The organism is Aquimarina pacifica (genome assembly GCF_000520955.1).
GTDB lineage: Bacteria > Bacteroidota > Bacteroidia > Flavobacteriales > Flavobacteriaceae > Aquimarina > Aquimarina pacifica.
Map to the genome: position 1 here is coordinate 93166 of NZ_JACC01000013.1, position 12980 is coordinate 106145.

Here is a 12980-nt window from a genome sequence, read left to right on the forward strand (position 1 = left end):
TATTTTCCTTAATTAACATTTTATTATAAATCATAAGATGCTGCTATCCAATTATTTCTATCAAAATTATCATTAAATTTCAATCCATTTTCAGTACATTCTTTTGTAATCATTTCTAAATCTTCTTGATAGAAACCACTTAACAGTAATCGCCCACCAGAATTTAGAGATTTAGCATACTGTTTAATATCATTCAGTAATATATTGCGATTAATATTGGCTATAATTACATCATAATTTTTCCCTTCTAAAAGGGTTACATCACCTTCATACGTCTTTATTGCAGTACAATTGTTTCTTTCTACATTTTCGATAGTATTTAAATAACACCAATTATCAATATCTATTGCATCGATAGCTTTTGCACCTCGCATTTCTGCCAAAATTGCCAATATACCTGTACCACATCCCATATCTAGTACAGTCTTATTTTCTAACTGCATTTTTAGCAGATGTTTAATCATCATGTGCGTGGTCTCATGATGACCAGTACCAAATGACATTTTGGGTTCAATGACTATGTCATATGTTGTATCTGGTCTTGTATGAAAAGGAGCTCTTACACTACAAATATCATCAACTATGATGGGATCAAAATTTTTCTCCCACTCAGTATTCCAGTTAACCTGTTCAATTTCTTCAGAAGAATAGTGTATCTCAAATTCGCCAGACCCTAAAATATAGATCCCATCTAAAATTTGCTCATGCCAGTCTTCTTTTTGAATAAATGCATTGAGTCCTTCCTCAGTTTCTACAAAACTTTCGAATCCTGCATCCCCTAATTCTGCTACTAATATTTCTACTGCTGGTTGCACAGGTGAAACCTTAAAATAATACCCCAGATATTTTGTATTAGACATGTTTTTTTATTCTTTTTTTAAATAGCATTTGCGATTGCTGCAAAACTTTCTGCATCTAATGATGCTCCTCCTATTAAACCTCCATCTACATCAGATTTAGCAAAAATCTCTTGAGCATTTCCTGGTTTTACACTGCCTCCATATAAAATAGATACCTCATCAGCAATAGTTCCTCCAAAAGCTTGAGCAATTGTTTTACGAATAAATGCATGCATTTCTTGAGCTTGTTCTGGTGATGCTGTTTCACCCGTTCCTATAGCCCAAACGGGTTCATACGCAAGAATTACATTCTTCCAATTTACTTCATCGATATGAAAAAGCCCCTTCTTAAGCTGATTTTCTACAACCGCAAAATGAGCATTCTCTTTACGATCTTGTAACTCTTCTCCGAAACAAAATATTACTGTCATATCATTTTGTAAGGCTGTATTTACTTTAGAAGCTAATAACTCATCAGTCTCTCCAAAATGAGCTCTTCTCTCACTATGACCTAGTATTACAGTTTCGACTCCAATACTTTTGAGCATTCCTGCTGATATCTCACCTGTATACGCTCCACTTTTTGTCTGATGCATATTTTGTGCAGCCACCTGGATTTCTGATTGTTTTAATTCTTCTGTAGCCATATATAAATTTGTAAATGTTGGAGCTACAATTATTTCTACATTTGAAAAAGAAGATAGTTTATCTTTTAACCCCAAAAGCAATTCCTTTGTTTCTAATAGGTCTTTATTCATTTTCCAATTACCGGCAACAATATTTTTTCTCATTGATTTAATTTTATTAGGTCCTATATTTATATTCGCACAGCCTTTTTTTTTTTTTGGTCTTAATGCACCTTTTTTCTAAACTCTAATTCTAGGATCCAGCCATCCGTAAAGTACATCTACAACAATATTAATAAGTATAAACATTGTTGCGATAACTAGAACGGCTCCCATAATTATAGGAAGGTCCTGAGTATTTAATGCATCCACAATTTCTTTACCCAATCCATTCCATCCAAAAATATATTCTACAAATACAGCTCCTGCCAACATGGACGCAAACCATCCAGAAATCGCAGTTACTACTGGATTTAACGAATTTTTTAGTGCATGCCTTCTAATAATCTGAATCATAGAAAGTCCTTTTGCTTTTGCGGTTCTAATATAATCCTGATTAATTACTTCTAGTAACGAATTACGCATTAATTGCGTAACCACTCCCAAAGGACGTATTCCTAAAACAATTGATGGTAAGATTAGATTTTTCCATTGTATATAACTTCCTTCTCCAAAATCATCAACTTCATACAAGCTACCTGTCATATTAAGACCTGTATACTCTTGCAAAATATAACCAAACAACCATGCAAAAATAATAGCGCTAAAAAATGAAGGAACACTCATTCCCAAAGTACTTATAAGTTGGATTAACTTATCTGACCATTGATCCTTGGTCAATGCACTTACAATACCTAATGCTACTCCTAGTAACATGGCAATGCAAATAGCAAAAATAGCTAGAATAGCTGTATTTGGTAATGTTTCTTTGATCACCGAACTTACCTTCTTTCCATTTTTTTGAAAGGACTCTCTTAGGTACGGGTACTTAAAAACAATTACTCTATTTTCGGTAGTAAAAAGTATCACACCCTTATATTTCTTCGGTGTATAATGCGAGAAATCATCAGGATGACTACTATGAATCGAGATAGGAGAAAGGTCGTTGATATAAAACAAATACTGTGTTGTACGCGATTGATCAAAACCATACTTCTTTCGTATTGTTTGCAATTGTTCTTCAGATTCATTTTGTCCAAGCATCATTTGTGCCGGGTCCCCAGGAAGAATTGTAAATAATAAAAAAATCACCGTAGTTACACCTAACAGAGTAAGCAAAGCGTAACCTAATTTAGTGATAAGATAATACCCCATTGTACCTAATTCTTTGTGTTTGCGTTTTGTTTAATAACAAAACGGCTATAAAGACAATTTTTCTGCATCATTCCAATGTAATTTCTGAACAATTGTGCCATACTTTACTTTTACAATCCCTGGATTAGAGCGTAAAATTGTTTTAAGTGCTGTTTCATCTGTATTGTAAAAAGAAAAACTAAGATCGTATTGCGATTTCACATGAGAACTATCTTTTATACCCGACGCAGTTAATCCGATTACGGTATATCCTTGCGCCAATGCTTTCTCTGTTGCTTCTTTAACAGCTATAAAACCTTCTGATTCACTTTTAGATAAATTATACGCAACAATAATTATTAATTTTTCCTTTTTAAGAAACTCATCTGTATAATCTTCTCCTTCTTTCTCAATTGCAAAATCATGAATTGGCGGTTCATATCCCTCTTTAAGAGTTTCGGTATCAACAGAAACAAAAGTTCCTTCTACATTTGGATAATCACCACTGGTAGTTACAATTTTTTCGACACCATCAACATCAAATTTCCAATGATATGCAAACTCGGCTTTGGGAGCCCCTTCTGGGACTTTCATTCCCTCTGTAATATTAACTCCCTCTTTGTAAGCTCTAAAATCAAAAACGGGCAAGTGCATTAAGACATAATATGCAAAACCAAGACAAGCTGTAAAAACACCAAAAACAGCCCATTTATGCATGGATATGGGTTGGATTGGTATTATAAATTTTCTTCCGACAAATAGGATCAATATGAGTATGAGAAGAATCACATCTTTTGAAAACGATTCCCAAGGTGTAAGCGGAAGTGCATCTCCAAAACAACCACAATCTGTAACTTTATTAAAATAAGCAGAATAAAAAGTTAAAAAAGTGAAGAATAGTATCATTAGCAACAAAGACCAAACCGTAAATTTGGGCAAGTATCCTAAAATCAAGGTAATACCCAATACTACTTCAAAAATCACCAAGAAAACGGCTATCAATAAGGCAAATGGAATTAGAAATTCTAAATTAAGTACTCCTTCTCCGAAATACTCCTGAAGCTTATAAGAAAATCCTAGAGGATCGTTCAATTTTATAAATCCAGAAAACAAGAAAAGTGCTGCTACCACGATTCTTGAAAAAGTAACTAATATTTTCATTTGCTTTTTTATTTTTTAAAATCCCCCAAGACAGTAATCACTTATATGTATCTATACCTTCAAAAACTACCTTATGCTATTTTTTCAGACATGGTTTATGAAGCGTATTATCATGGACAATATAAATAGGATACCATCTTATTCTTTAAAATTTAACAGTATTTTATGGGTTTGATTCTTCTGCTTGCTCCAAATGAATCATTGCAAACACCGCATAATTAATCATATCCTGATAATTAGCATCAATCCCTTCACTTACTAGTGTTTTTCCTTTATTATCTTCAATTTGCTTGACGCGCAATAATTTCTGAAGAATAAGATCTGTAAGCGAACTTACTCTCATGTCACGCCATGCCTCTCCATAATCATGATTCTTATTCATCATTAATTCTTTGGTAATCCCTATATGTTTATCATATAAATCTGCTGCTTCTTGAAGAGACAGATCGGGTTGCTCTGCTACACCTTTCTCGAGTTGTATTAGGGCCATTATGCTGTAATTAATAATCCCTATAAACTCAGAAACCTCTCCCTCATCTACTTTGCGCTCTTCATTCTCCTGTAAACCACGTATGCGCTGCGCCTTGATAAAAATTTGATCTGTTAGTGACGGTAGTCGTAATATACGCCAAGCACTACCATAATCTTTCATCTTTTTAACAAATAGATCCCTGCATATTGTAATTATCGAATCGTATTGTGTAGTCGTATCTTGCATAAAACTGTTCAATTTTGCGTAAATTTCGCTTTAATATGGGAATTAAAAAAATGATACCTCAAGTTTAGAAATAAAAATACACGAAATCTCAAAAATGACAATCAATTGCAAAGGTTCTCTTATTGATCTATCTACCCCAAAAGTAATGGGTATTCTTAATCTGACTCCAGACTCATTCTATGATGGAGGAACCTATAAAAATGAAACTGAAATCCTTAAAAAGACTGAAAAAATGCTCTTAGAAGGAGCAACTTTTATTGATATAGGTGCATACTCATCACGGCCCGGCGCAGACCATATCACATCTCAGGAGGAAAAAAAAAGAATACTCCCAATCGTTACACTGGTATGTAATGAGTTTCCCGAAATCCTAATTTCTATTGATACCTTTAGAAGCGAGATTGCCCAAGTTTGTATTGAAGCTGGCGCTTCATTGATAAACGATATATCTGCAGGTAGCCTAGACAATACTATGATCACAATGATGGGAAAACTCAAAGTACCTTATATCATGATGCATATGAGAGGAACACCAAAAACTATGAAATCTCTTGATCAATATGACAATATTACGCATGAGTTAAATATCTATTTTGCTGAAAAAATTGCCGAAGCAAGAAAAGCTGGAATCAATGATATTATTATAGACCCCGGATTTGGTTTCGCAAAAAACACACTGCAAAATTTTGAATTACTCAAAAAACTATCCTTATTAAAATTTCACAACCTACCTGTTTTGGCAGGAGTTTCAAGAAAATCTATGATCTATAAAACATTAGATACTTCGCCATCAAAAGCACTAAATGGCACTACATGTCTAAATACAATTGCTTTATTAAACGGAGCTTCAATTCTAAGGGTTCATGATGTTAAGGAAGCTGTAGAATGTGTTACGCTGGTTGCCGCAGCTTGTAACTAACAACTAATTATGTGGTATAGTGACTTATGCACAATACTATATCGGGGCTAAATAAACAACATTATACAGTAATTTTATACAAGAAACGGTATTATGTAGCTTTTCAAATCTTAGTTTGGCTAATTTTTCTATTTTTACATAAACACAAAAACATTTGGATTTAATTAACCTTAGAATATTAGATATTCTTGATATCGTTCTTGTCGCTTTTCTTCTATACTATATATATAAGTTAGTAAAAGGGACAGCAGCAATTAATATTTTTATCGGAATTGTTATTATTTACCTAGTCTGGAAACTTACTCAATTTCTTGCTATGGAAATGTTAAGTAGTGTTTTGGGAGAATTTATTGGCGTTGGGATGTTTGCACTTATTGTTGTTTTTCAACAAGAAATACGAAAATTCCTTTTAATGTTAGGTTCTACTAATTTTGGGAGACGACGTAAGTTTCTGAAGCAATTAAAATTTATAAGAGACACACCAGAGGATAGTACTACGAATGTAAAAGCTATTATAGATGCATGTATGAATATGTCAAAAACCTATACTGGGGCACTTATTGTTATTAAAAGAAATACGTCTCTGGATTTTGTAAAAACTACCGGAGATAGTATGGATATTGTCCTGAACACCCCCATATTAGAAAGTGTTTTTTATAAAAATAGCCCTTTACATGATGGTGCTATGATTATAGAAGATAACCATATTGTTGCCACAAGAGCTATTCTCCCTGTGTCTAATGAGAATACAATGCCCCTGCGCTTTGGGTTAAGACATCGTGCTGCAGTAGGGATTACAGAAAAAACAGACTCCCTGGCATTGGTAGTAAGTGAGGAAACTGGCAGGATTTCTTATATCAAAAATGGAGAGTTTGTTATTTTTAAAACAGAAGAAGAACTTATTGAGAAAATAAAAAGAGATTTAGTTTAATGAATAAACCGATTGTTGTTACTAGTTGTAAAAATTGCAAACAAAACATAGAAAATTATATTTTTTGTCCAAAATGCGGTGCAAAAAAAATTACAAACCGAATTACCTTTTCATATCTTATATTAGAATTTACCAATCGGTTTTTGAATCTTGACAACTCGTTTTTAAAAACATTTTTACACCTATTCACTAAACCCGAAGAGGTCATAAAAGGATATATCAATGGGTTAAGAAAACGATACATTAATGCTTTCGGATATTTTGCTATATCCGTTACGATAACTGGATTTTACTCCTTCATTATGAAAGGTAGAATGCTAGAGTTAATAGCTTTGAATTCTACATCAGAAGAACAATTATCATTCTCACAAGCCAGTACAGATTTTAGCTATCAATACCAATCCTTAATAAGCATTCTTATTATCCCATTGTTAGCACTAATATCGCGACTTGTTTTCATCAATTTCAAAAAGTACAATCTAACAGAACATTTTGTAATTTATCTTTATGCGTATTCGCATATTGTAATGTCCACTTCTTTTTTATTGATGCCTTTAGCATTTATTACAGATAATATTTATATTTCTATTTTAGTATCATTTCCTATATACATACTATATATTTCCTACGTTCTAAAGCGAATTTATGACATCAGTGTAAAGAGAATTGTTCTTAAAGCCTTGCTGTGCCTACTAATAGTTTTCTTTGTATTTATTTTAATAGTTTGTGGTATTGTAGTCTTAATTAAAACAGGTATTATTTCTGTACCTGCCGTATCCTAAAAAATCGAATTATATTTATTCGATAACCGTAGCAAATTGCACCTCGTATAAATTTCTATAGTACCCCGATTCAATCTCGAGAAGTTCGTTATGAGTACCTTGCTCTACAATCTCACCTTGATTCATAACAATAATTTTATCGGCATTCTTGATAGTTGCTAATCGATGTGCAATCACAATAGATGTCCTACCCTCGGTTATTTTATCAGTAGCATCCTGAATTAATTGTTCACTATACGAATCAATAGATGAAGTAGCTTCATCTAATACCAGAATACTTGGTTCGGTGACATAGGCTCGCAAAAAAGATATTAACTGGCGCTGGCCAGATGAGAGCATTGCCCCTCTTTCTTTTACATTGTACTGATACCCATTAGGCAATGTCATTATAAAATCATGAATTCCTATTTCCTTAGCTGCAAGCTGTACTTGCTCCTCGGTTATAGAAGCGTTATTAAGAGTAATATTATTTAATATTGTATCTGCAAATAGAAATACATCTTGTAACACAACTGCTATATTTCTTCGCAAACTTGTCAATTCAATGTCTTGAATATTGGTGTTATCAATAGAAATAACTCCACTATCAATTTCATAAAATCTATTAAGAAGATTAATGATTGTTGATTTTCCGGCTCCTGTAGCCCCAACAATAGCAACAGTCTGACCTGCATTAACATTGAACGAAATTCCTTTTAAAACCTCCTCAGACGCTACGTAACTAAATCGAACATCTTCAAAGGTGATCCTACCTTTTACATTCTCTAGAAGTAGCTTTCCATCATTTTCAATTTTAGACTCTGTATCCAGAATGGCAAAAACACGATTTGCAGCTACCATCCCCATTTGCAGTGAATTAAATTTATCTGCAATCTGTCGCAATGGTCTAAAAAGCATTTGCACCAACTCTACAAAAGCAATAACCACACCTAATGTTATGACATCTCCCTGAGCTGCTTTGAGCCCACCGAACCATACAATTAAACCAATAGTTACAGAACTAGACATTTCTGCAATGGGGAAAAAAATAGAATTGTACCAAACTGTTTTTATCCAACCTTTCTTATGTTTTTCATTGATAGCTCTAAAATTATCATACTCTATTTTCTCTCTTGTAAAAAGCTGCACAATTTTCATTCCCGTAATTCGCTCTTGAACAAAAGAATTCAGATTAGAAACCTGAGTTCTTACTTCTTCAAACGCAGTTTTCATCTTTTGCTGAAAAATTCGCGTAGCATAGACAATCAATGGCAATACCAGTAAAACCAATAAAGTAAGTTGCCAACTCTGGTATAGCATGTATCCTAAAATCACAGACATTTTGAGTAAATCACTGATTATCATGAATAATCCCTGACTAAAAATACTTGCTATAGTCTCTATATCACTCACCGCTCGCGTAACTAAACGCCCTACCGCGGATTTGTCATAATACTGTTTTTTAAATCCAAGCATATGCTCAAAGAGCTGAACCCGTATATCTCGAATAACCTCCTGCCCTAACCAATTGGCAAAATAAATAAACAAAAATTGAGAAATCACTTCTAGTAACAATACAACAAGCATCGCACTAACGAAGAAAACCAAAAGCTCATTATCTCTAGGAATAATAGTTTTATCTATAGTTTGCTGTAATAGAAAAGGCCTAAGCACAGCAAATATTGACAATAGTATAGCTGCAAAAGCTACAAAATAAAAAGTCATCCGATAAGGATTGGTATGCGTAATTAATCGTCTAAACAACTTAAAGTCAAAAGCCTTACCATTTTTATCTGCCATCTATTTACGGTATATATTAGTAGGATATTGAACAGAGGTTAAGTATAATCCATGCGCAGGGACAGAATATCCAGCCTGTCCTCGATCTTCACTTTTAATAATACGAATCAAATCTTCTTTTGTTATTTTACGTTCTCCTATCTCAATAAGAGTCCCAACAATTGCTCTTACCATATTTCTCAAAAACCTATTTGCCGAAATTTTAAATACTAAATGGTTGTCATTAACGACCCACAATGCCTCTGTAATAGTACAATTATACGTTTTTACATCGGTTTTCGACTTACTAAAACATTTAAAATTAGTATAGTTTAACAGTAATTTAGCAGCTTCATTCATGAGCCCGACGTCCAATACTTTTTTTACATAATAGCAAGAATCAAGGCTAAAAGGGTCTTTTATCATCGTAACATAATACTCATATGACCTACTTACTGCATCAAAACGAGCATGAGCATCGTCTTGCACTTCAACAACCCTATTTACAGCAATCTCTCTTGGCAATATGGCATTTAATTTATATTTAAAACGTTCCTCTTCTAATTTATTTTTAGTATCAAAATGAGCCATTATTTGTTTTGCATGTACACCTGCATCTGTTCTTCCGGCCCCTACAATACTAATTCCCTCTCTTAACAATGTAGACAAGGCCTGTTCTAAAACTTCCTGAACAGAAATTGCATTCGGCTGACGTTGCCAACCATGATATGGTGTTCCATTGTAAGAAAGCTCTAAAAAATACCTCATTTTCTATTGATCATCCGATTAAAAAAAAGCCATTCCTTTCAACTATTTTTTAGCACACAAATTGAAAGTAATATCTTATTTTTGTTTCAAAATTAAGCACAAATATACGCTTTAAAACAGAATTTAAGTGATCGCTTATACGCCATTTCTTTCTCATTTTACAATTCATTTATTTATCTAATTTTGAAAAAAATACTTCTACTTAGTGATACACATAGTTATGTTGATGATCGTATTTTACACTATGTATCAGAGGCCGACGAAGTCTGGCATGCAGGAGATATTGGTGACCTAAAAGTTACTGACTCTATAGCATCAATAAAGCCATTGCGCGCAGTATATGGTAATATCGATAATCATAAAATAAGGGCGACTTTTCCTTTGAACCAAAGATTTACGATCGAAGATGTTTCTGTATGGATAACGCACATTGGGGGATACCCTCCAAAATATAATAACAATACTAGAGATGAGATTAAATCGAATCCTCCAAAACTATTTATTTGCGGTCATTCTCATATTCTCAAAGTTATTCCTGATAAAAAAAATGGTGTTTTACATATGAATCCAGGTGCTGCAGGAAAACATGGGTTTCATAAAGTTAGAACAATGCTTAGATTTGAAGTAAATAATGGTTCTATAGATAATCTTGAAGTTATTGAATTAGGAAAAAAGTAGTCCTAATTCATTACTTTTTTAACAAATAAAAAACCCGGAGTTTGCCAACTCCGGGTTTTTAACGCACTAATACTACTAAGATTTTAGGTTTATCGTAATCGATCAACAGATTTTACAAGATTTTCATCCTTTTTAATAGCCTTATTGGCCATTACAACTAAAACGATAGAAATAATAGGGATGATCATCCCAATACCTTTCTCAGAAACTTGAGTTTCTCCAGATATCGTTAGTGACCAATAAACAAATACTCCTAGTAAAATAAAGTTTAATAAGATATTGATACGCCCCAATACAAATTGAAGCTTTCTATTTTTAAATAAAAAAATGGACACCAAAGATAAGATTGCAGACCCTATAAATAATGCCAAAAGAAAAACCTCGTCTCTAACATAAAGTGCATCATTATTTTGCGTAAATGCATACGGAAAATAAATAAAAAGTACACCCGAGGCTAGAGCAGCTAATAAAAGATAGACAGTTTGAATTCTTTGTAACATCCCAATTTTTCTTATTGAAACGCAAAAATAAGAGTTTCTTTTTATAAATATGTGTAAAAAATTAAAAATAAAGTTGTATACTTGCATCACAAATCTGTAATCCTCTCAACTGAGGTTACTTATCCTCATAACATAATTTTCCTAGAATTCTTCTTTTGAAAATTTATACCTAAACGTAAATTATATAACAAATTTAAATGTTAGAAATTTCTGAACTAAAAGCAAAAAAGCTTCCTGAATTGCAAGAAATTGCAAAAAATCTTAGCGTACCAAAATATCGTACCTTAAAAAAACTTGATTTGGTTTATCAAATACTTGACCATCAAGCCACAAACCCTAGTGCTGTTGCAAAGAGCACTGCGAACACAACCACTGAGAAAACAGAAACTGAAAAACCAAAAGAAACTCGACCTCGCAGACCTCGTGCTCGTAAACCTGAAAATGCAGAAAATGCAACGGCGAATAAAGAAAATACAGCTCCGCCGCAAAATAAACCGACACAAAACAAACCTGCGCAACAAAACAAGGCACCTCAACAACAAAAAGCTCCCAGAGAAAATAAAGTAGAATCTCATACGCAAAACCCAAAAAACTCTGGTCCCAAAGCAAAAAACAACGAGAACACCGACACAAAAAAACATCCGCAAAATAATAACGAGGATAAAAAGGACAATAGAAACAGAGGCAACGACAAAACCTCTCAAAATAAAAACCGCAATAATAACAACAAAAAAGAAAACGGGAATAGAGATAATAGAAATCGCTACAAAGAACCTGATTTTGAGTTTGAAGCTATTATCGAGAGCGAAGGTGTATTAGATATTATGCAAGATGGGTACGGGTTTCTAAGATCTAGTGATTATAATTACCTTTCTTCTCCTGATGACATTTATGTTTCTCAATCACAGATAAGACTTTTTGGATTAAAAACCGGTGATACTGTCTTAGGACAAGTAAGGCCCCCTAAAGAAGGAGAAAAATATTTCCCTCTTATCAAGGTCAATAAAATCAACGGAATGGACCCTCAGGTTGTTCGTGACAGAGTTTCTTTTGAACATTTAACTCCATTATTCCCGCAGGAAAAGTTTAAGTTAGCAGAACGACAAAGTACCATTTCTACACGAATTATGGATCTTTTTGCACCTATAGGAAAAGGACAACGTGGTATGATCGTATCGCAACCAAAAACAGGTAAAACCATGTTACTAAAGGATGTAGCCAATGCAATTGCTGCAAATCATCCTGAAGTATACCAAATGATTCTTCTTATAGATGAAAGACCTGAAGAAGTTACAGACATGCAGCGTAACGTAAAAGGAGAAGTAATCGCTTCAACATTTGACAAAGAAGCAAATGAACACGTTAAAGTCGCTAACATTGTATTAGAAAAAGCAAAAAGATTAGTAGAGTGCGGTCATGATGTTGTCATCCTGTTGGATTCGATAACAAGATTAGCCAGAGCATATAATACTGTACAACCAGCAAGTGGTAAAATATTAAGTGGAGGAGTTGATGCAAACGCATTACACAAACCAAAACGATTCTTCGGAGCGGCACGTAATATAGAGAATGGTGGATCTTTATCCATTATTGCAACTGCTTTGACAGATACAGGATCTAAAATGGACGAAGTAATATTCGAAGAATTTAAAGGAACTGGTAATATGGAGCTGCAATTGGATCGAAGAATTGCAAACAAACGTATATTCCCTGCAATAGACTTGATATCCAGTAGTACACGTCGTGATGATATCTTATTAGATGACACGACAATCCAACGTATGTGGATTATGCGTAAATATCTAGCCGACATGAACCCTGTAGAAGCTATGGAATTTATTAACCAACGCTTCAAGCAGACTAAAAATAATGATGAATTTCTTATCTCAATGAACGGATAACGAAGTAAAAAAATCATATACTTTATAAAAAAAGGCGTTCGAAGAAATTCGACGCCTTTTTTATTGTTATTTGTTTTTTGCAAAAGTAATCGACTACCCGTTTTAC

13 protein-coding genes are annotated in these 12980 nt (G+C 33.5%); 5 read left to right on the forward strand and 8 right to left on the reverse strand.

The window, feature by feature from the left end:
• Positions 1–23: 23 nt before the first annotated feature.
• From prmA to DZ60_RS0109360, 5 genes are all read right to left on the reverse strand, one after another.
• On the reverse strand, positions 24–860 hold the full coding sequence (gene prmA / locus DZ60_RS0109340) for a 50S ribosomal protein L11 methyltransferase (protein WP_025741822.1): 837 nt from the start codon (positions 858–860) through the stop codon (positions 24–26).
• A gap of 17 nt (positions 861–877) precedes the next feature.
• Positions 878–1630, reverse strand: a complete 753-nt coding sequence (gene tpiA, locus DZ60_RS0109345) for a triose-phosphate isomerase (RefSeq protein WP_025741823.1) — start codon at positions 1628–1630, stop codon at positions 878–880.
• 75 nt (positions 1631–1705) lie between these two features.
• A complete protein-coding gene (locus tag DZ60_RS0109350) occupies positions 1706–2779 on the reverse strand; it encodes an ABC transporter permease (protein WP_025741824.1) in 1074 nt (357 codons plus the stop codon).
• A 45-nt stretch (positions 2780–2824) separates the two neighbouring features.
• Positions 2825–3919, reverse strand: coding sequence for a BT_3928 family protein (locus DZ60_RS0109355; RefSeq protein ID WP_025741825.1), 1095 nt, complete (start codon positions 3917–3919; stop codon positions 2825–2827).
• A gap of 163 nt (positions 3920–4082) precedes the next feature.
• Positions 4083–4637, reverse strand: coding sequence for a DUF1599 domain-containing protein (locus tag DZ60_RS0109360; protein WP_025741826.1), 555 nt, complete (start codon positions 4635–4637; stop codon positions 4083–4085).
• A gap of 94 nt (positions 4638–4731) precedes the next feature.
• Between DZ60_RS0109360 and folP the strand changes: the two genes are divergently transcribed.
• The 3 genes from folP to DZ60_RS0109375 all read left to right on the forward strand — a co-directional run bounded on the left by folP (position 4732) and on the right by DZ60_RS0109375 (position 7269).
• Positions 4732–5556 (forward strand): dihydropteroate synthase, encoded by an 825-nt coding sequence (folP, locus tag DZ60_RS0109365; protein WP_025741827.1) that lies wholly within the window; start codon positions 4732–4734, stop codon positions 5554–5556.
• A 154-nt stretch (positions 5557–5710) separates the two neighbouring features.
• Entirely contained in the window at positions 5711–6487 is a 777-nt protein-coding gene (gene cdaA, locus DZ60_RS0109370) for a diadenylate cyclase CdaA (RefSeq protein WP_025741828.1), read from the forward strand.
• Entirely contained in the window at positions 6487–7269 is a 783-nt protein-coding gene (locus DZ60_RS0109375; protein WP_025741829.1) for a DUF3667 domain-containing protein, read from the forward strand. Before cdaA ends, DZ60_RS0109375 begins: the two co-directional genes overlap by 1 nt.
• Before the next feature lie 15 nt (positions 7270–7284).
• Here DZ60_RS0109375 and DZ60_RS0109380 read toward each other — a convergent pair whose 3' ends face one another.
• On the reverse strand, positions 7285–9048 hold the full coding sequence (locus DZ60_RS0109380) for an ABC transporter ATP-binding protein (protein WP_025741830.1): 1764 nt from the start codon (positions 9046–9048) through the stop codon (positions 7285–7287).
• Complete coding sequence (gene truA, locus DZ60_RS0109385; RefSeq protein WP_025741831.1) at positions 9049–9795, reverse strand: tRNA pseudouridine(38-40) synthase TruA; 747 nt, start codon at positions 9793–9795, stop codon at positions 9049–9051.
• Between the two features lie 183 nt (positions 9796–9978).
• Here truA and DZ60_RS0109390 point away from each other — a divergent pair, with 183 nt between their 5' ends.
• A complete protein-coding gene (locus tag DZ60_RS0109390; protein WP_025741832.1) occupies positions 9979–10473 on the forward strand; it encodes a metallophosphoesterase family protein in 495 nt (164 codons plus the stop codon).
• 89 nt (positions 10474–10562) lie between these two features.
• Here DZ60_RS0109390 and DZ60_RS0109395 read toward each other — a convergent pair whose 3' ends face one another.
• A complete protein-coding gene (locus DZ60_RS0109395) occupies positions 10563–10973 on the reverse strand; it encodes a DUF4293 domain-containing protein (protein ID WP_025741833.1) in 411 nt (136 codons plus the stop codon).
• Positions 10974–11170: 197 nt separating this feature from the next.
• Here DZ60_RS0109395 and rho point away from each other — a divergent pair, with 197 nt between their 5' ends.
• On the forward strand, positions 11171–12874 hold the full coding sequence (rho, locus tag DZ60_RS0109400; RefSeq protein ID WP_025741834.1) for a transcription termination factor Rho: 1704 nt from the start codon (positions 11171–11173) through the stop codon (positions 12872–12874).
• Positions 12875–12980: the final 106 nt, after the last annotated feature.

Excerpts from the sequence above, each read along its gene's own strand:
- DZ60_RS0109375 (WP_025741829.1), top strand. The coding sequence starts at position 6,487 with ATGAATAAACCGATTGTTGTTACTAGTTGTAAAAATTGCAAACAAAAC.
- DZ60_RS0109395 (WP_025741833.1), bottom strand. The coding sequence starts at position 10,973 with ATGTTACAAAGAATTCAAACTGTCTATCTTTTATTAGCTGCTCTAGCC.
- rho (WP_025741834.1), top strand. The coding sequence starts at position 11,171 with ATGTTAGAAATTTCTGAACTAAAAGCAAAAAAGCTTCCTGAATTGCAA.
- DZ60_RS0109380 (WP_025741830.1), bottom strand. The coding sequence starts at position 9,048 with ATGGCAGATAAAAATGGTAAGGCTTTTGACTTTAAGTTGTTTAGACGA.
- DZ60_RS0109360 (WP_025741826.1), bottom strand. The coding sequence starts at position 4,637 with ATGCAAGATACGACTACACAATACGATTCGATAATTACAATATGCAGG.
- DZ60_RS0109350 (WP_025741824.1), bottom strand. The coding sequence starts at position 2,779 with ATGGGGTATTATCTTATCACTAAATTAGGTTACGCTTTGCTTACTCTG.
- DZ60_RS0109355 (WP_025741825.1), bottom strand. The coding sequence starts at position 3,919 with ATGAAAATATTAGTTACTTTTTCAAGAATCGTGGTAGCAGCACTTTTC.
- prmA (WP_025741822.1), bottom strand. The coding sequence starts at position 860 with ATGTCTAATACAAAATATCTGGGGTATTATTTTAAGGTTTCACCTGTG.
- folP (WP_025741827.1), top strand. The coding sequence starts at position 4,732 with ATGACAATCAATTGCAAAGGTTCTCTTATTGATCTATCTACCCCAAAA.
- truA (WP_025741831.1), bottom strand. The coding sequence starts at position 9,795 with ATGAGGTATTTTTTAGAGCTTTCTTACAATGGAACACCATATCATGGT.
- tpiA (WP_025741823.1), bottom strand. The coding sequence starts at position 1,630 with ATGAGAAAAAATATTGTTGCCGGTAATTGGAAAATGAATAAAGACCTA.